18 protein-coding genes and 1 tRNA gene are annotated in these 17,859 nt (G+C 65.8%); 11 read left to right on the top strand and 8 right to left on the bottom strand.

What is annotated here, in order from left to right:
* Nucleotides 1-25 precede the first annotated feature (25 nt).
* Nucleotides 26-1,234, top strand: a complete 1,209-nt coding sequence (locus tag IB261_RS20175) for an ammonium transporter (RefSeq protein WP_081519419.1) — start codon at nucleotides 26-28, stop codon at nucleotides 1,232-1,234.
* A 65-nt stretch (nucleotides 1,235-1,299) separates the two neighbouring features.
* Here the strand turns inward: IB261_RS20175 and IB261_RS20170 are convergent, their stop codons facing one another.
* From IB261_RS20170 to IB261_RS20160, 3 genes are all read right to left on the bottom strand, one after another.
* Complete coding sequence (locus tag IB261_RS20170) at nucleotides 1,300-2,571, bottom strand: OprD family porin (RefSeq protein ID WP_081519420.1); 1,272 nt, start codon at nucleotides 2,569-2,571, stop codon at nucleotides 1,300-1,302.
* Nucleotides 2,572-2,748: 177 nt separating this feature from the next.
* Nucleotides 2,749-3,615 carry an MBL fold metallo-hydrolase gene (locus IB261_RS20165; RefSeq protein ID WP_192381290.1) on the bottom strand — a complete coding sequence of 289 codons (867 nt, stop codon included), beginning with the start codon at nucleotides 3,613-3,615 and terminating at the stop codon, nucleotides 2,749-2,751.
* Nucleotides 3,616-3,686: 71 nt separating this feature from the next.
* Entirely contained in the window at nucleotides 3,687-4,283 is a 597-nt protein-coding gene (locus tag IB261_RS20160; RefSeq protein ID WP_192224260.1) for a glutathione S-transferase family protein, read from the bottom strand.
* Between the two features lie 181 nt (nucleotides 4,284-4,464).
* On the opposite strand from IB261_RS20160, the gene IB261_RS20155 reads away from it, so the two are divergent.
* Genes IB261_RS20155 through IB261_RS20145 form a run of 3 tightly spaced genes read left to right on the top strand, consistent with a single transcriptional unit; the run spans nucleotide 4,465 to nucleotide 6,218 of the window.
* Nucleotides 4,465-5,022 carry a TetR/AcrR family transcriptional regulator gene (locus tag IB261_RS20155; RefSeq protein ID WP_081519423.1) on the top strand — a complete coding sequence of 186 codons (558 nt, stop codon included), beginning with the start codon at nucleotides 4,465-4,467 and terminating at the stop codon, nucleotides 5,020-5,022.
* A 28-nt stretch (nucleotides 5,023-5,050) separates the two neighbouring features.
* Complete coding sequence (locus IB261_RS20150; RefSeq protein WP_081519424.1) at nucleotides 5,051-5,290, top strand: glutaredoxin family protein; 240 nt, start codon at nucleotides 5,051-5,053, stop codon at nucleotides 5,288-5,290.
* Nucleotides 5,291-5,342: 52 nt separating this feature from the next.
* The gene (locus IB261_RS20145; RefSeq protein ID WP_081519425.1) at nucleotides 5,343-6,218 is read left to right on the top strand and encodes an NAD(P)-dependent oxidoreductase; all 876 of its coding nucleotides are present in this window, start codon (nucleotides 5,343-5,345) and stop codon (nucleotides 6,216-6,218) included.
* A gap of 113 nt (nucleotides 6,219-6,331) precedes the next feature.
* Here the strand turns inward: IB261_RS20145 and IB261_RS20140 are convergent.
* The 3 genes from IB261_RS20140 to mobA form a co-directional block, all read right to left on the bottom strand.
* Nucleotides 6,332-6,408 (bottom strand) — tRNA-Pro (locus IB261_RS20140).
* A 143-nt stretch (nucleotides 6,409-6,551) separates the two neighbouring features.
* Complete coding sequence (locus tag IB261_RS20135; RefSeq protein ID WP_081519426.1) at nucleotides 6,552-6,773, bottom strand: YgdI/YgdR family lipoprotein; 222 nt, start codon at nucleotides 6,771-6,773, stop codon at nucleotides 6,552-6,554.
* Between the two features lie 91 nt (nucleotides 6,774-6,864).
* Nucleotides 6,865-7,452: a molybdenum cofactor guanylyltransferase MobA gene (mobA, locus tag IB261_RS20130; RefSeq protein WP_192381291.1), complete on the bottom strand. Its 588-nt coding sequence runs from the start codon at nucleotides 7,450-7,452 to the stop codon at nucleotides 6,865-6,867.
* Nucleotides 7,453-7,522: 70 nt separating this feature from the next.
* Here mobA and moaB point away from each other — a divergent pair, with 70 nt between their 5' ends.
* Nucleotides 7,523-8,062, top strand: a complete 540-nt coding sequence (moaB, locus tag IB261_RS20125) for a molybdenum cofactor biosynthesis protein B (RefSeq protein ID WP_081519428.1) — start codon at nucleotides 7,523-7,525, stop codon at nucleotides 8,060-8,062.
* Nucleotides 8,059-9,273, top strand: coding sequence for a molybdopterin molybdotransferase MoeA (locus IB261_RS20120; protein ID WP_192381292.1), 1,215 nt, complete (start codon nucleotides 8,059-8,061; stop codon nucleotides 9,271-9,273). The genes moaB and IB261_RS20120 overlap by 4 nt, the downstream gene beginning before the upstream one ends.
* Nucleotides 9,274-9,303: 30 nt before the next feature.
* On the opposite strand, the gene gliR is transcribed toward IB261_RS20120, so the two are convergent.
* Entirely contained in the window at nucleotides 9,304-10,332 is a 1,029-nt protein-coding gene (gene gliR, locus IB261_RS20115) for an AraC family transcriptional regulator GliR (RefSeq protein WP_192381293.1), read from the bottom strand.
* A 159-nt stretch (nucleotides 10,333-10,491) separates the two neighbouring features.
* Here gliR and IB261_RS20110 point away from each other — a divergent pair, with 159 nt between their 5' ends.
* The 3 genes from IB261_RS20110 to IB261_RS20100 are packed head-to-tail and all read left to right on the top strand — an operon-like array spanning nucleotide 10,492 to nucleotide 15,252.
* Nucleotides 10,492-12,087 carry an FAD-binding oxidoreductase gene (locus IB261_RS20110; protein WP_192381294.1) on the top strand — a complete coding sequence of 532 codons (1,596 nt, stop codon included), beginning with the start codon at nucleotides 10,492-10,494 and terminating at the stop codon, nucleotides 12,085-12,087.
* Between the two features lie 4 nt (nucleotides 12,088-12,091).
* Entirely contained in the window at nucleotides 12,092-13,666 is a 1,575-nt protein-coding gene (locus IB261_RS20105; RefSeq protein ID WP_192381295.1) for a glycerol-3-phosphate dehydrogenase/oxidase, read from the top strand.
* Nucleotides 13,667-13,692: 26 nt separating this feature from the next.
* Nucleotides 13,693-15,252, top strand: coding sequence for an FGGY-family carbohydrate kinase (locus tag IB261_RS20100; RefSeq protein ID WP_192381296.1), 1,560 nt, complete (start codon nucleotides 13,693-13,695; stop codon nucleotides 15,250-15,252).
* A 9-nt stretch (nucleotides 15,253-15,261) separates the two neighbouring features.
* Here the strand turns inward: IB261_RS20100 and IB261_RS20095 are convergent, their stop codons facing one another.
* Nucleotides 15,262-15,693 carry a hypothetical protein gene (locus IB261_RS20095; protein WP_192381297.1) on the bottom strand — a complete coding sequence of 144 codons (432 nt, stop codon included), beginning with the start codon at nucleotides 15,691-15,693 and terminating at the stop codon, nucleotides 15,262-15,264.
* 177 nt (nucleotides 15,694-15,870) lie between these two features.
* Here IB261_RS20095 and yegS point away from each other — a divergent pair, with 177 nt between their 5' ends.
* Nucleotides 15,871-16,791: a lipid kinase YegS gene (yegS, locus tag IB261_RS20090; RefSeq protein WP_192381298.1), complete on the top strand. Its 921-nt coding sequence runs from the start codon at nucleotides 15,871-15,873 to the stop codon at nucleotides 16,789-16,791.
* A gap of 113 nt (nucleotides 16,792-16,904) precedes the next feature.
* Nucleotides 16,905-17,834 carry a chemotaxis protein CheV gene (locus tag IB261_RS20085; RefSeq protein ID WP_151187754.1) on the top strand — a complete coding sequence of 310 codons (930 nt, stop codon included), beginning with the start codon at nucleotides 16,905-16,907 and terminating at the stop codon, nucleotides 17,832-17,834.
* Nucleotides 17,835-17,859 lie beyond the last annotated feature (25 nt).

Genomic DNA, 17,859 nt, shown 5'->3' with positions numbered 1-17,859 from the left:
TTGACCTCCGGGGCTGCCTGTAGCGATGGAAAACCTCAATAGTGCCGTAGAGACGCTGGTCCACGGTTCCAACACGCTGTTCCTCCTGATGGGCGCGGTCATGGTGCTGGCCATGCACGCGGGCTTTGCCTTCCTGGAAGTGGGCACGGTGCGCCTGAAGAACCAGGTGAACGCCCTGTCGAAGATCCTCTCGGACTTCGCCATCTCGACCCTGGCCTATTTCTTCATCGGCTACTGGATCGCCTATGGCGTCACTTTTCTGCAGCCGGCGGCGACGCTGGCGCACGAAAACGGCTACGCGCTGGTGAAGTTCTTCTTCCTGCTGACCTTCGCCGCGGCGATCCCCGCGATCATTTCCGGCGGCATCGCCGAACGTGCCCGGTTCGGCCCGCAGTTGTGCGCTACGGCGCTGATCGTGGCCTTCGTCTATCCGTTCTTCGAGGGCTTGATCTGGAACGGCAATTTCGGCTTCCAGGCCTGGCTGAAGGCCGAATTCGGCGCTGCCTTCCATGATTTCGCCGGCTCCGTCGTGGTGCATGCCTTCGGCGGCTGGCTGGCGCTGGCGGCGGTGGTTCTGCTGGGGCAGCGCAATGGCCGGTACCGCGAGGGGCGATTGGTCGCTTTCGCGCCGTCGAACATTCCGTTCCTGGCGGCGGGTTCGTGGATTCTCATTGTCGGCTGGTTCGGCTTCAACGTCATGAGTGCGCAGTCGCTGGCGGGCGCGAGTGGATTGGTGGCAGTGAACTCTTTGCTGGCGATGGTCGGCGGCACCGTGGCGTCGCTGCTGGTCGGTCGCAATGACCCGGGCTTCCTGCACAACGGCCCTCTGGCCGGACTGGTGGCGGTCTGCGCTGGTTCCGACCTGATGCACCCCATCGGCGCCCTGGCCACCGGCATGCTGGCCGGCGCGCTGTTCGTCTGGGCGTTCACCGCGACCCAGGTGCGCTGGAAGATCGACGACGTGTTGGGCGTCTGGCCGCTGCACGGCCTGTGCGGCGCCTGGGGCGGCATTGCCTGCGGCATCTTTGGTCAGCAGGCGCTGGGCGGACTGGGTGGGGTCAGTCTGGCCAGCCAGGCGATCGGCACGCTGCTCGGTGTGGCGGTGGCTTTCGCCGGAGGCCTGCTGGTGTACGGCCTGGTGAAGGCGGCTGTGGGTATCCGCCTGACGAAGGAAGAGGAGTACTACGGCGCCGACCTGTCGATCCATAAGATCGGAGCGCTCAGCCAGGACTGATTGCTCCATGGTGAGGCAAAGAAAAAGCCCGGCAGATGCCGGGCTTTTTCGTCACGCCGCGGGAGTTACCAGAGCGGCATGGTGTAGCTGACGATCAGACGGTTCTCGTCGTAATCGTTGGTGTAGTTGGTGCGCATGGTCGCGTTGCGCCACTTCACGCCGAGGTTCTTCAGCGGGCCGTCCTGGAAGACGTAGGCGATGTCGGTGTCGCGTTCCCATTCCTTGCCTTCGCCGTCGGTGGTGATCAGGTCGATGTTGTCGCCTTTCACGTAGCGGGTCATGAAGGTCAGGCCGGGGATGCCGAGGCCGGCGAAGTTGTAGTCGTAGCGCGCCTGCCAGGACTTCTCGTCCTTGTTGGCGAAGTCGCCGATCTGGATGTAGTTCACCAGGTAGGGGTCGGTGCCGTTGATGTAGGCGAAGCCGGTGTCGCCGCTCATCTTCTGGTAGCCGAGGCCGAAGGCGTGGTAGCCCAGGGCATAGGTGAACATGGCGTTGAGCGCCTTGTTGTCGACGTTGCTGCCGCCATCGTCATCGGACTTGGCCCAGCGGATGTCGGACTTCAGCGATTGCTTGTCGGCGATCGGCAGCACATGGATCAGGCCCAGGTAGTGCTGTTTGTAGATGTCTTCCAGGCCGCCGTAGTGGTAGCTGGTGCTCAGGCTGTCGGTCCACTTGTAGGTGAGGCCGCCAAACAGGAACTTGTTGGAGGTGAGGCTATCGCCAAGCTTGATGTTGCGCTTGCCGCCGCCGGTGATGGTCATGTCCTCGTAGTCCGAGGAATCGCGCTGGTTGACCTGGTACAGGCGACCGCCGTCGACGGTCAGGCCGTCAAGCTCAGCGGAGTTCAGGGCGAAGCCGCTGAAGGTCTGCGGCAGCAGGCGGGTGTCGTTGAACTGCACCACCGGCATCTTCGGCATCAGGGTGCCGCCCTTCAGGGTCGTCTTGGACGCACGCAGCTTGGCGGTAACGCCCAGGTCGCCGTAGCTGTCCTCGGCGCGCTTGTCGCTGGAGGAGCGCTGCAGCAGGCCGGTGCCGCTGCGGTCAGGTGACGAATCGAGTTTCAGGCCCAGGGTGCCCAGGGCGTCGACGCCGACACCGATGGTGCCGTCGGTGTAACCCGACTCATATTTGAGGATGAAACCCTGGGCCCATTCCTCGGCCTTGTTCTGGGCAGGGGCCGGGCTGTCCTGGCGGAAGTCGCGGTTGAAGTAGAAGTTACGCAGTTCGACGGTGGCCTTGCTGTCCTTGATGAAGTCAGCGTGGGCGAGTGTCGGAAGGATAAAGCTGGTACCCAGCGCGGCCAAAGCCACGGCACGGGCGATCGGGGTCTTGCTCATTGTTATTGTCTCCTCGAGCGCTTGGGGCAGTTTGATGATGCCGACTGGATCAGGGTCGGCATGTCAATCTGTTACAGCCTATCTACTAAATCATTACCGAATGTTGACGACTCTTAGACCTTAGTCGCTGATTAGTAAGCTGGCTATTGAAGCGCTGGGCGGCGGCGGGCGTGGCTTTCACTGAATCCAGTGGGGGTAGTAGCCGAGTTTGTCCTGCACCTGGGCATCGTGGGCGGGGACGATGGTGAGCTTTGGATAGGCAAGCATCAGTTCGTGGACGCGGGCCACTTCGGCCAGCGTCTGGTCGCGGTTGCTGTCCACCAGTTTGCGGCTGACCCAGAACTTCTCGCGGGGGCCGGTGAAGCCGGACAGGCGCCAGGTGGTGTCGCCGCTGAAGAAGTAGCGCCGGCCGTCGTCGAGGGTGATGAACAGCCCCACCGCGCCCGGCGTATGACCGCTCATGGGCACCAGGACCAGGCTGCCGTCGCCGAACAGGTCGAGGCTGCGGTCGTAGCTCAGGAAGGGGCCGGAATCGAACTGGAAGGGCACCCATTTCACCGGATGGCGGAACTGGCTGGGGAACACTGCCGGCGGTTGGGCGATATGGGCGTAGTTGATTTCGTCATAGGTTGCCCAGACCGGGACTTCCGGGAAGTCCGACAGCGCCGAGGCGTGGTCCCAGTGCGCATGGGACAGGATGATCCGATCGATGGAAATACCACTGCCCTGCAATTGCTCGTGTGCCGGTTTCAGACCTTCGTACTGGAACAGAGGCTTGTCCCACCAGGGCATGTCCTGCTTGAACTGTGCGTCCGCCTGGCTGCCCAGGCCGGTGTCGAACAACAAGGTGGCCGCGTGGTGCTGGATCAGCACAGCGGTGTGGTTCATCGGGACTTTCTCGGTCCAGTTGCCGCCGGCCACGGTGAACGCATCCAGGGTGGTGACGCCGGAGGTGCGGATCAACGAGAAGCGCAGGTCGGCGGCCTGGACGCTCAGGCAGGAGAGGGCGAACAGTCCGGCCAGCAGCAGGGATGGCAGACGCATCGGAGTTTCCTTTTCGGTGAGCGGAGGGGCGCGCCGCCGTGCAAGCGGCGGCGTGGCCAGTCAGAAGAAAATCAGAAGGCGGGTTGCGCGACGTAACCGGGCAGGGCGCGCACGCGGGCCAGCCAGTCCTGCACATAGGGATAGCCGGATGGCTCCAGACCACCTTCCGTCGCCAGGGTGACGTAGGGGTAGACGGCAATGTCGGCGATGCTCGGCTTGTCCGTCTGCGCCAGCCAGCGGTGGTCGGCCAAAGTTGCGTCCAGCAGCTCCAGCGCGTGGCGGCCCTTGGCCTGCGCGGCGGCCAGGTCGCCGGGGCGCTTGAACAGCTGGATCACCCGCGCCATCGCCAGGCCGTGCTGCACCTCGTTGGCCGAGAAGCTCAGCCAGTTGGCAATGCGCCCCTGGGTGACGGCGTCCTGCGGGTACCAGTGCGGCTCGGCGTACTGCCGGGCGAGGTAGGCGAGGATGGCATGGGAATCGCCCAGGCGCAGTTCGCCATCCTCCAGCGCCGGCACCTGGCCGCGCGGGTTGATCGCCAGGAAGGCCGGGCGCTTGTGCGCGCCGGCCATCAGGTCCACCGGCAGCAGCTCGGCCTTCTGGCCAATAAGACCGAGGAACAGGCGAACCTTGTAGCAGTTTCCGGAAAGCGCGACGTCGTGGAGTTTCATGGCGGGAGTCCTTTGCGATGTTGTTGTGGGACGGCTGAGGTAGGGTGGTGGAATAGATATTAGACAGACAGGTCTGTATAGTTCAAGCGAAATGACCGTCCGCTAATCGACCTGGCGCTGCCGCTCTCGCTCCCCACGGGCGCCGAGCCTCGCGCATAATGTCCGGTCAGGAGGTAATGCCATGGCATCCAGCAAACGCGAGCTACTGCTCGCCACCGCCCAGGATCTGTTCTACCGCGAGGGCTATCACGCCACCGGTATCGACCGCATCCTCGCCGAGTCGGGCGTCGCGAAGATGACGCTGTACAAGCACTTCAAGTCCAAGGACGAGCTGATCATGGCGGCGCTGGAAGAGCGCCACGCCCGCATGGTCGAGCGCATGGAAGTCGCCGAACGCATCCTCGCGCCACGCGAGGCGATCCTGGCGGTCTTCGACGGCCTGCAGGAAGTGCTCAACGGCTCGGACTTCTGCGGCTGTGCCTTCATCCATGCCGCCGGCGAATTCCACGACCGCGAACACCCCATCCACCAGCAGGCCGCCGAGCACAAGGCCTTCCTTGGCCGCTTCTTCGCGGCCCAGCTGTTGCACCTGGGGGCGCCGGAGCCGGAAGCCCTGGCGCGTCAGCTGCAGTACCTGCTCGAAGGCGTACTGGTGATGGCGCACATGCAGGGCCCGGCGCAGCAGGGGCGAGAAGCCCGCGCCGTGGCCGACACGCTGCTCAAACATGCCGGAGTCTGAACCCATGTCGCCAACCCAGGAGCCCACCATGCCCCCGGAATGCCAGCTCTTCGGCACCCTTGGCTGCCATCTCTGCGAAGTGGCCGAGGCGGTGCTGATGCCCTTCGTCGAACACGGCCTGCTGGTCGAACTGGTGGATATCGCCGACCGCGAGGAATGGGTCGAGCAATACGGCCTGAGCATTCCCGTGCTGCGTCGCTGCGATTCCGGCGCAGAGCTCAACTGGCCCTTCGACGCCGCACAGGTCGCCGCTTTCCTCGGCTGCTGAAGATTTCGGCGGCTTTCCCTCTCCTCAATCAACCGATGCGAGGCGCATTGCAATGAAGATCGGATTTCTCGGACTGGGCGGCATGGGTGCTGCCATGGCTGCCAACCTCATCCAGGCCGGCCACCATGTCGTCGTGTGGAACCGCTCGCCCGGCGCCGCCGAGCCGCTGGTGGAACTGGGCGCGATCGCCGCTGCCACCCCTGTGCAGGCGTTCGATGTCGAGCTGGTGATCTCCATGCTGGCCGACGATGCCTCCACCCGCGCCGTGCTGCTCGACAGCGGTGCCCTGGCATCGGCCAGGGCCGGCCTGGTGCACTTGAGCATGGCCACGCTGTCCACCGCCTTCGTCGGTGAGCTGATCGAGCTGCACCGCGAGCAGGGCGTTGAGTTCGTCGCCGCGCCGGTATTCGGGCGCACGGATGTCGCCGCCGCCGGCAAGCTGAACATCCTGGTGGCCGGCCCCGAGGCTGCCATCGCCAAGGCGCAGCCGGTGCTCGACGTGCTGGGGCAGAAGACCTGGCCGCTGGGCGACGACCCGCTGCGCGCGGTCGCGGTGAAGATCGCCGGCAACTTCATGATCGCCAGCGCCATCGAGGCGATGGGGGAGAGTGCGGCGCTGGTGAAGACCTACGGCGTCGCGCCGGGCGAGTTCATGGAAATCATGGGCAACACGCTGTTCAACGCGCCGGTCTACCGCAACTACGGCGCGCAGATCGCCGAGCAGCGTTTCGATCCGGCCGGCTTCCGCCTGGTGCTGGGGCTCAAGGATGTTGGCCTGGCGCTGTCGGCCGGGCATGAGCAGCGCGTGCCGCTGCCACTCGCCAGCCTTCTGCGTGACAATCTGCTCGAAGCCATCGCACACGGTGATGGCGAGCGGGACTGGAGCGCCCTGTCGCAGGTCGCGCTGCGCAAGTCCGGTCAGCTCTGATTCGCCCATGAAAAAGCCCGTCCTGGTGGACGGGCTTTTTTGTGCCTGTGACTACTTCTGGGGAAAAATCGCAGGCAATAAAAAACCCGCCGTTAGGCGGGTTTTTCGGGATTTGGTCGGAGCGACTGGATTCGAACCAGCGACCTTCTCGTCCCGAACGAGACGCGCTACCAAGCTGCGCTACGCTCCGTTTGATGGCGCGCATTCTACCGAAAAACTTTTGATGCACAAGGGGTTAGCGAAAAATATTTGAAAAATCTTTTCGCCCCCGTGAAAACGCCAACGCCCCGCAGACCGCTCAGGGCCTACGGGGCGTTTTCACCGCCGGGCGAATCAGAGGTCCTTGACGGTCCGTACCTGATCCTTGTTCACGCGGGCGGTTTTGCCATCCAGCTGTTCGAACTCATAGAAGCCGGATTCTTCGTCGTACTTGGGTTTGTCGACCGACTGAATCTCGCGTCCATCGTTCAGGGTGATGACGGACGGAGTGGAGCAACCAGCGAGCACGCTAAAGCCCAGGGCGAGCAGGAAGGCGGGAAGCATCCGTTTGTTCATGGGTGAATCTCCTGATGAGCGAACAAAAAAGTACGAAAAGTCTGACCGGGTGCCTTGCAGCATAGTTCCCGGAAAATTTTCGACTCTGTCGCTATCGGGCGCGATAGAGCAGCTCCGGGGTGTTCAGATTGGCCAGTCGCGGGTCGTCGGCCGGGCAATCCACCGCCTGCAGGCCGAGGTTCGAGAAAACATGGCGCGGGCTGCGGTCGCCCTGGTCCCAGGCTTCCTCTATCTGGGCGCGCAGCGCCACCGGGATGATGCTGAACAGCGGTTCCCACTGCGTGCCGCAGCGCAGCATGTGCACGACGTCCGGCGCTGCGGCCGATGCGCGCAGCAGGCGCTCAAGCAGGTCGGCGTCCAGCAGTGGCGCATCGCAGGGCAGTACCAACAGGTGGGTATGGTGCGCGCTGACCAGGCCCGCGCGGATGCCGGCGAGCGGGCCGGGGAAGTCCGTGCTGTCGTCCTGCACCAGGCGGTCGGCGAAGCCGGCGTAGACATCCGCGTTGCGGTTGCAGGAGATGATCAGGTCGTCGCTGAAAGGGCGGGCGAGGGCGGCGGCGTAGCTCACCAGCGGGCGGCCCTGCCACTCCAGCAGGCCCTTGTCCTGGCCGCCCATGCGCTGGCCGCGTCCTCCGGCGAGAATCAGGACGGAACAGAGGGGCAGCGGGGCTTGTGGCATGTCAGGGTCTCCGGGGCGGGCCTGTGATATAACACCGCGCATTCCAACCTCACAAGCAAGGGCCCTCATCATGAGCCACAAGGCCGAGCAGCCATTCGTCCCGCTGAACATCGCCGTCCTCACCGTCAGCGACACCCGCACCCTGGAAACCGACACCTCCGGCCAGCTGTTCGTCGACCGCCTGAAGGCCGCCGGCCATAACCTGGCCGCCCGCGTCCTGCTCAAGGATGACCTCTACCGCATCCGCGCCCAGGTCGCGACCTGGATCGCCGAGGACGAAGTGCAGGTCGTGCTGGTGACCGGCGGCACCGGCTTCACCGGCCGCGACAGCACCCCGGAGGCCGTGACCTGCCTGCTGGACAAGGTGGTGGACGGTTTCGGCGAGCTGTTCCGGCAGATTTCCGTGGCCGATATCGGCACCTCCACCGTACAGTCCCGCGCGCTGGCCGGCCTGTCCAACGGTACGCTGGTCTGCTGCCTGCCGGGCTCCACCAACGCCTGCCGCACCGCCTGGGACGGCATCCTCGGCGAGCAACTGGACGCCAGCCACCGCCCGTGCAACTTCGTGCCGCACCTGAAGAAGGCGGCGCCCTGCGAGAGCCGCGGATGAGCTGCTGCGACAAACCCGGCCTGCTCCCGGTCGAGGACGCCCTGGCGCGCCTGCTGAGCCTGGCGGAACAGTCGCCGATCCTCGATACCGAAGACCTGCCGCTGAGCGAAGCGGACGGCCGCGTGCTCGCCGGGCCGCTGCTCGCCGGGCTGGACCTGCCGCCGTGGCCGAACAGCGCCATGGACGGCTATGCACTGCGCCAGGCCGACTGGCAGGGCGAGCCGCTGTCGGTCAGCCAGAAAATCTTCGCCGGGCAGGCGGGCGAGCCGCTGCTGCCGGGCACCTGCGTGCGCATCTTTACCGGCGCACCGGTGCCTGACGGCGCCGATTGCGTCGAGATGCAGGAAAACGTCGAGGTGCTGGAAGATGGCCGCGTGCGTTTCCTCGAAGCGCTCAAGGTAGGTCAGCACGTACGCCCGCAAGGCCAGGAAACCCGCAAGGGCGACTGTGTGCTGCCGGCCGGCACGCGCCTGGGCCCGATCGAGATCGGCCTGGCCGCATCGCTCGGCCAGGCCGAGCTGACTGTGCGTCGTCGTCCGCGCGTGGCGCTGCTGTCGACCGGCGATGAACTGGTGGAACCGGGCAAGCCGCTGGCGCTCGGGCAGATCTACAACAGCAACCGTCACCTGCTGCGCACCTGGCTGCAGCGCTTCGGTTGTGAGGTGGTGGACGCCGGTATCCTCCCGGACGACCTGGAGCGCACCCGTGCGGCCCTGTCCGGCCTGTCCAACGTGGACCTGATCCTTTCCACCGGCGGCGTCTCCGTCGGCGAGGCGGACTTCCTCGGTGCGGCCCTGCGTGAAGCCGGCGAGCTGGCGCTGTGGAAGCTGGCGATCAAGCCGGGCAAGCCGCTGACCGTCGGCCATTACCAGCAGGTGCCGGTGATCGGCCTGCCGGGCAATCCTGCCTCCACCCTGGTGACCTTCGCGCTGCTGGCGCGGCCGTACCTGATGCGTCGCCTCGGCATGCAGAAGGTCGAGCCGCTGCGCCTGCAGGTGCCGGCTGGGTTCAACTGGACCAAGCCGGGCAACCGCCGCGAGTACCTGCGCGCGCGCCTGGAGAATGGCCGTGCGGTGCCTTACGCCAACCAGAGCTCCGGTGTGCTGCGCAGCGCCGCCTGGGCCGAGGGGCTGGCGGAAGTGCGCGAGGGGATGACGCTGGCCGAAGGCGATTGGCTGACCTTCATTCCGTTCAGCGAACTGCTGGACTGAGCGCCAGGAACGCAATGAAAAACGCCGGTCTCAGACCGGCGTTTTTTTATGCTGCTGGCGATACTCGCCGGGCGTCTGGTCGGTCCAGCCCTTGAAGCTGCGGTGGAACGAGCGCGACTCGGTGAAGCCCAGGTACTGGGCGATGTCCTGGATCGGCAGGTCGCTGTGCACCAGGTAATGCTCGGCCAGTTCCTGGCGCAGTTCATCGAGGATCTGCTGGTAGCTGGTGCCGGCCTGCTGCAGGTGGCGCTGCAGGGTGCGCACGGTCATCTCGAAGCGCTCGGCGACGCGCTCCTTGCGCGGCAGGCCGTCCTTGAGCAGCAGCCGCAGGGCGTTCTTCACCCGCAGCGGCAGCGGCTCGTCGTCGTCCAGTTCGGCCATCAGCGCCAGGGCGTGCTCTTCCAGGGTGCGCAGCAGATTGGCGTCGGCCTGGCGCAGCGGGTAGCTGAGCAACTGCAAGGGCACCAGCAGGGCGCTGAAGGGTTGTTCGAAGCGCACCGGGCAGCCGAACAGCTGCTCGTATTCGGCGACGTCGGCGCCCTCGGGCTGCGCGTGTTCGAACCAGACTTCCTGCGGCGAGCCGTTGGTGTCGGCGATCCAGCGCGCATAAAGCAGCCAGGAAGCCAGTACGTTTTCCACCATGTGCCGGCGGATCTGCGCGGCCTCGTGGCGGCAGTTCCAGATCAGCTTGATGTGGTCTTCGCCTGGCTCCAGGCGGCTGACGCCCATGTCGCCGACCAGCTTCTCGTAGGGAATGATGCGGCCCATGGCCTCGCCCAGATTGGCGCAGTTCATGGTGATGTAGCCCAGCACGCTCCACGAGCCCGGCTGCACGAAGCGCGCCGAGTGCAGGCCGAACAATGGATCGCCCGAGTGCGCGCACAGGTGCTGCAGCAGGCGCTCGTGGGCCTCGCTGGGCAGGCGCTGGCTGTTGTCGCTCAGTTGCGAGCGTTCCAGGCCCGCCGCCTGGAGGGCGATGTCCAGGTCCATGCCGATAGACTCGGCGTGGCGCAGGTATTTCAGCAGTGCGGGGACGGATGTGTAGCCGAGGGAATGCATGGCGTGAGTTCTTGTTCTTTGGTGTCTCGATCGGCAACTGCGCCTGTCTTGATCCGACAGTGACAGGGCAGGGCGGCTGGCTAGTATAGGCAGCCATCAAGCGGCACCGAAATAGCAATCGAATTAGCGGGTTCAGACCCTGAACAAGAAGGAGCGGGCATGCGACGCTGGAACGGCTGGGGTGAAGAAACGACGGTGGTGGAATTGCCCGGCAACGGGCGTGATTTTCTCGCCGAACTGGTTGGCCCCGGCCTGACGCTGCCGGACGCGACGCTGGAACAGGTGCTGGCCAAGGTGCCGGCCTCGCGCCTGCCCGAGCATCCGCTGGTGGTGCGCGAGGCCCGCGACCGTCTGCTGCACGCCCGTGGCCAGAGCCTGCCGGACTGGCTGGCGATGCGCGAAGGCGAGTTCGGCGTGTTCCCCGATGGCGTGGCCTACCCGCAGACCGCCGAGCAGATCCGCGAGCTGCTGAAGTTCGCCGAGCTCTGGGACTGCCTGGTGATCCCCTACGGTGGCGGCACCTCGGTGGCCGGCCACATCAACCCGCCAACCTCCGACAAGGCGGTGCTCACCGTTTCCCTGGAGCACATGAACCGCCTGCTGGAGCTGGACGAGCAGAGCCTGATCGCCACCTTCGGCCCCGGCGCCAACGGCCCGCAGGTGGAAAGCCAGCTGCGCGCCCGTGGCTATACCCTGGGCCACTTCCCGCAGTCCTGGGAGCTCTCCACCCTCGGTGGCTGGGTCGCCAGCCGCTCCAGCGGTCAGCAGTCGCTGCGCTACGGGCGCATCGAGCAACTGTTCGCTGGCGGCACCCTGGAAACCTTCGCCGGCAGCCTGGACATCCCGACCTTCCCGGCATCCTCCGCCGGCCCCGACCTGCGCGAAGTGGTGATGGGCTCCGAAGGCCGCTTCGGCATTCTGTCGTCGGTGAAGGTGCGAGTCACGCGCATCGCCGAGGACGAGCGCTTCTACGCGGTGTTCCTGCCGTCGTGGGAGCAGGCGCTGGAAGGCATCCGTACCCTGGTGCAGGCGCGTGTACCGCTGTCCATGCTGCGTCTGTCCAACGCCGTGGAAACCACCACCCAGCTCGCGCTGGCCGGTCATCCGGGGCAGATCGCCTGGCTGGAGCGCTACCTGAAGCTGCGCGGTGCGGCCGAGGGCAAGTGCATGCTGACCTTTGGCGTCACCGGCGACCGTGCCCAGAACGCGACTTCGCTGCGAGCCGCGCGGCGAATTCTCAAGGCCTTCGGCGGCGTGTTCACCGGCACCCTGCTGGGCAGGAAGTGGGCGCAGAACCGCTTCCGCTTCCCCTACCTGCGCGAGGCGCTATGGGAGAACGGCTACGTAGTCGACACCCTGGAAACCGCCACCGACTGGTCCAACGTCGACAACCTGCTGAACCGCATCGAAGCCAGCCTGCGCGATGGCCTGGCCGCGGAGGGCGAGCGCGTGCACGTGTTCACCCACCTGTCCCACGTCTACGGCGAGGGCTCGAGCATCTACACCACCTATGTGTTCCGCCCGGCGGCCAGCTACGCGGAAACCCACGAGCGCTGGCGCAAGCTCAAGCACGCCGCCAGCCAGACCATCGCCAACAATCGCGGCACCATCAGCCACCAGCACGGCGTGGGCAAGGACCACGCTCCCTATCTGCCGGTGGAGAAGGGCCCGCTGGGCATGGCCGCGATCAAGGCGCTGGCCGGGCATTTCGACCCGTCCGGCCGGTTGAACCCCGGCACTCTGCTGCAGGACTGAGCCCATGGGCTGGAATGCGACGTGGCGCGCCAAGGCGCTGCCGGATCTGGCGGAGCGCGACTGGGACCTGATTGTGGTCGGCGGTGGCATCACCGGTGCCGGCATCCTCCGTGAAGCCGCACGGCGCGGCTGGCGTTGCCTGCTGGTCGAGCAGCGCGACTTCGCCTGGGGCACCTCCAGTCGCTCGTCGAAGATGGTCCATGGCGGCCTGCGCTACATCGCCAAGGGCCAGTTCGGCCTGACCCGCGACTCGGTTCGCGAGCGCCAGCGTCTGCTGGGCGAGGCGCCGGGGCTGGTCGATCCGCTGAGCTTCATCATGCCGCACTATCAGGGCGGCTTCCCCGGCCCGCGCGTGTTCGGCACGCTGCTGTCGCTTTACGACGCGTTGGCGGGGCGGCGCAATCATCTGTTCTATCGCCTGGAAGAGCTGCGTTACCTGGCGCCGGGCTTGAGGGAAGATCGCCTGCTCGGCGGCACGCGCTTCCAGGACGCAGTTACCGACGACGCACGCCTGGTGATGCGCGTGCTCGGAGAAGCTCGCGCTGAAGGCGGCGAAGCGCTGAACGGCCTGAAAGTGATCGAGCTGGATCGCGGCGACGGTCGAGTGGAGGGGTTGGTCGCCGAGGACAGCGAGAGTGGCGAACGCTTCACTTTCCGTGCGCGCACCGTTGCCCTGGCCACCGGCGCCTGGGCCGATGCCTTGCGGCAGAAACACAGTAGCGAGCACATCCGCCCGCTGCGCGGCAGTCACCTGTTGCTGCCGGCCTGGCGCCTGCCGGTTGCCCACGCCTTCAGCTTCATGCACGGGCAGGACAAACGCCCGGTGTTCGTCTTCCCCTGGGAAGGCGCGACCGTGGTCGGCACCACCGACCTCGATCACCGCGACACGCTGGACGACGACGCGGCCATCAGCCGCGAGGAAGTGGATTACCTGCTGGCGGCCTGCGCGCAGCAGTTTCCGTCGGCACAGATCAGCGCGGCGGACGTGCGCTCCACCTGGGCCGGCGTGCGCCCGGTGGTCAGCGATGGCGCACCGTCGCTCAAGCCCTCGGATGAAAAGCGCGAACATGCGCTGTGGGTCGAGCCCGGCTGCGTAACCCTGGCCGGCGGCAAGCTCACGACCTTCCGCCTGCTGGCGCTGGAAGTGCTCGCCGCCTGCGCACCGATGCTGGAGCGCTCGCTGGAGGCGGTGGGAGAACAGGTCTTCGAACCTGTCGACGCAGTGGATCTACCCGGGCTGACTCCGCCGCAACAGACCCGTCTGCGCGGTCGTCATGGCCGCGCATTGCCGGAGCTGGCGCGGGTACTGAAAACCGTGGGCAGCGAGTGCATCGGCCATACCGATTCACTCTGGGCCGAACTGGCCTGGGCGGCGGAAGGCGAGTTGGTGCTGCATCTGGACGACCTGCTGCTGCGCCGTACCCGCGTTGGCCTGCTGCTGGCCGACGGCGGCGCCCACGAGCTGCCGAGAATTCGCGCGCTGTGCCAGCCACGCCTGGGCTGGGACGACCCGCGCTGGAAACGTGAAGAACAGGACTATCTGGCGCTGTGGCGTCGCTGCTACAGCCTTCCAATCTGACCGACGTCTCATTGACCAAGAGCCCCATGGATAACAAGAACTACCTGCTGGCCATCGACAACGGCACCCAGAGCGTGCGCGCGCTGCTCTTCGATCTCCAGGGCAACCTGGTGGGCAAGGGCAAGGTCGAGCTGGAAGCCTATTTTTCCTCGCAGCCCGGCTGGGCCGAACAGCACCCGGACTACTACTGGGAACAGTTGGGCGAAGCCTGCAAGCGGCTGTGGGCCAGCGTGGACATTGACCGCAGCCGCATCTGTGGCGTCTCGCTGACGACCCAGCGCGGCACGGTGATCCACGTCGACCAGGCCGGCCAGGCACTGCGCCCGGCGATCATCTGGCTGGACCAGCGCCGCGCCGAACTGGAAGGGTCGATCAAGGGGCCCTGGGGCTGGCTGTTCAAGCTGGTGGGCGCGCAGGGCGCAGTGGATTACTTCCGCACCCAGGCCGAAGTGAACTGGGTCGCCCAGCAGCAACCGGACATCCACCAGCGCACGCACAAGGTGCTGCTGCTCTCGGGCTTCCTCACCCAGCGCCTGTGCGGACGCTACGTGGACTCGGTCGCCTGCAGCGTTGCCTACCTGCCGTTCGACTACAAGAAGCTGCAATGGGCGGCGCCGCGTGACTGGAAGTGGCAGGTGCTGGACGTGCGCCGCGAGCAGCTTCCGGAGCTGTTCAAGCCGGGTGAGAAGCTCGGTGAGATCACCGCCGAGGCCAGCCGCCTGACCGGGATTCCCGAAGGCCTGCCACTGATCGCCGCCGGCGCCGACAAGGCCTGCGAGGTGCTCGGCGCGGGCGCCATCGACCCGACTGTGGCCTGTCTGTCCTACGGCACCACCGCGACCATCAACACCACCCGCTCGCGCTACCTGGAAACGATCCCGCTGATCCCGCCGTACCCGGCGGCGATTCCCGATCACTTCAACACCGAGGTGATGATCTACCGCGGCTTCTGGATGGTCAGCTGGTTCAAGCGCGAGTTCGGCCTGCGCGAGATGCAGCGTGCGCAGGAGCTGGGCGTCGAGCCGGAGAAGCTGTTCGACGAACTGGTCAACAGCGTGCCCGCCGGCTCCATGGGCCTGATGCTGCAACCCTACTGGACGCCGGGCATCCGCGAGCCGGGGCTGGAAGCCAAGGGCTCGATCATCGGATTCGGCGACGTGCATACCCGCGCGCACATCTACCGCGCCATCCTCGAAGGCCTCGCCTACGCGCTGCGTCAGGGCAAGGAGCGCATCGAGAAGCGCTCCGGCACCCGCATCCAGCGCCTGCGCGTGGCCGGGGGCGGATCGCAGAGTGACGCAGCGATGCAGCTCACCGCCGACATCTTCGGCCTGCCGGCGGAGCGCCCGCACGTCTACGAGGCATCCGGCCTGGGCGCGGCCATCGATTGCGCGGTGGGGCTGGGGCTCTATCCGGACTTCACCAGCGCCATCGCCGCCATGACCCGCGTCGGCGATGTCTTCCACCCGAACCCGGAGGCGCAGCGCACCTACGAGCGGCTGTACAGCGAGGTCTACCAGCACATGTACAAGCAGCTAAAGCCGTTGTACCAGAGCATCCGGGAGATTACCGGCTACCCCAGGTGAGGGAGGGAGTTACGAGGTTTGTGTGTTGCCGACCAGTTTCATCAGCCACTTCAGACAGAGCAGGGCGGCGATCATGATGAGCAGGAAGAGCCCGATGGAGACCATTGCCGTTTGGTTGATCCCGCCGGCATCGACAATCGCAAAGTACGAGAGGGCGGCATTGAGCAGCACCAGCGTCACCGTGTAAGCGATAGCCAGTTTCTTGAGGATATTGTGGCTGAGCGACTCGTGATCGGTGCCTAAGTTCAGCAGAAGCGTCAGCGCTGCGCCTATGCCGGCCAGGATGTAGGTACCCAGGCTGGGAATACCGAGTTTGACCTGCATCGGCTCGGCGAACGCAGCGGCCATGAGGAGGCTGAAGGCGGACAGGATACTGAATGCCGTGGCGCGCCGGCCGCGGGATTTGTTGAGACGCGCATCGTCTGAATCATACTGGCTCATAACTTTTCCTACATTCTCTGAGGGATAAATCAAACCGGAAGGTTATCCAAGCGGTCGAACTCCTAGGGCTCGGATTCATCTGTTTTCCTTGTAGGTGTTGTCCATTCGGTGATGTTTCCGTTGAGAGGTTGGTACGAGTGGGCCGTTGATTGATGGCAACTGGGCGGTGAAATGATGATGAATGGCTCGAAATACCTGCTGATCCTGCATGGCAAGCAAGCCGCCAACGACGAGGTGCGCGCCGCCGTGCTGGCCACGCGCGAGGCGGGTCGGGCGCTGGATGTCAGGGTGACCTGGGAGGGCGGCGACGCCCGGCGGCTGGTGGAGGAGGGGCTGGCGGCGGGCTACACGACGCTGATCGCCGGCGGCGGCGACGGCACCGTGCGCGATGTCGCCGAGGCGCTGGCCCAGGCCGGCGGCAAGGCCAGCCTGGCAATCCTGCCGCTGGGTACCGCCAATGATTTCGCCCGCGCCGCCGGCGTGCCGCTGGAGCCGGCTGCAGCGCTGGCGCTGCTGGACGTGCCGGCACGGCCCATCGACCTGGGCGAAGTGGATGGGCAGATGTTCCTCAACATGGCTACCGGTGGCTTTGGCTCGAAGGTCACGGCCAATACCCCGGAAGACCTGAAGAAGCTGCTCGGCGGCGCGGCCTATCTGCTCACCGGGCTGACGCGTTTCTCCGAGGTGCACGCGGCGCAGGGGCGATTCACCGGGCCGGACTTCAGCTGGGGAGGCGAGTTCCTTGCCCTTGGCATCGGCAACGGGCGGCAGGCAGGTGGCGGGCACGTGCTCTGCCCGCAGGCGACGGCGGACGATGGGCTGCTGGACGTGAGCATCCTGCCGACCCCGCAGGATATGGTTGGCACGCTGGGTGCCTTGCTCGGCAGTGGCTTCGGCACTCAGGATGTATTCATCCGCGCGCGGGTGCCCTGGGTCGAGGTGGAGGCCCGCGAGGGGCTGGACGTCAACCTCGACGGAGAACCCCTGGAGGGCCGCAAGCTGCGCTTCGAGGTACGCCCGGCGGCACTCTCCATGCACCTGCCGGCGGATTCGCCGCTGCTCTCCGCCACTGGGCTGCTCGGCGCGCCGAAGGGCTGATCGGTCTGGCCCGGATCGGGCAAGTCGTGCATGATGGCGCACGGCCAGTATCTTGTTCCGCAAGATGCGGCCGATAGCGTTCCCGCACGACTCATTCCGAATCTGGAGCAGGTATGGCCGGTATTCTCGACACTGTCGATCAACGCACCCAACTGGTAGGCGAGAACCGCCTGGAAATCCTGGTCTTCCGCCTGGCCGGGCGGCAGCAGTTCGCGATCAACGTGTTCAAGGTGCAGGAAGTGCTGCAGCTGCCGCGCCTGACCCTGATCCCGCAGCGCCACCCGATGATCTGCGGGGTGATCAACCTGCGCGGCCAGACCCTACCGGTGATCGACCTGTCGCGCGCCATCGGCATGCGCGCGCTGACTCCGGATGCCAACAGCACCATCATCGTCACCGAGTACAACCGCTCGGTGCAGGCCTTCCTGGTGGGCGGGGTGGAGCGCATCCTCAACCTCAACTGGGAGTCGATCCAGCCGCCGCCCGGTGGCGCCGGCCGCCAGCATTACCTGACGGCGATCACCAAGGTGGAAGACCGCCTGGTGGAGATCATCGACGTGGAAAAGGTGCTGGCCGAGATCGTGCCGATGAACACCCGCGTCTCCAGTGACCGCCTGGACGACAAGCTGCTCAGCCAGACCCGTGGTCGCGAAGTGCTGGTGGTGGATGACTCCAGCGTCGCCATTTCCCAGCTGCGCGACACGCTCGGCCAGCTCGGCCTGCGCCTGCATGTGGCCACTGACGGCCTGCGTGCGCTGCAGCAGCTCAAGCGCTGGGCCGACGAAGGCCACGACATGGAAGACAAGCTGCTGATGGTCTTCACCGACGCCGAGATGCCGGAGATGGATGGCTACCGGCTGACTACCGAGATCCGCAACGACCCGCGCCTGCGTGACCTCTACGTGGTGCTGCACACCTCGCTGTCGGGCAGCTTCAACGATGCCATGGTGAAGAAGGTCGGCTGCGACGACTTCCTCTCCAAATTCCAGCCGGACCAGTTGGTGGAAGTGGTGCGTCGTCGGCTGCAGAAAGTCCCCGCCTGATCGCAATGCCTGACCGTCGGCCTTG

Source organism: Pseudomonas sp. PDM20 (genome assembly GCF_014852575.3).
Lineage (GTDB): Bacteria > Pseudomonadota > Gammaproteobacteria > Pseudomonadales > Pseudomonadaceae > Pseudomonas.
This window is presented reverse-complemented; position numbering and strand designations above follow the sequence as displayed.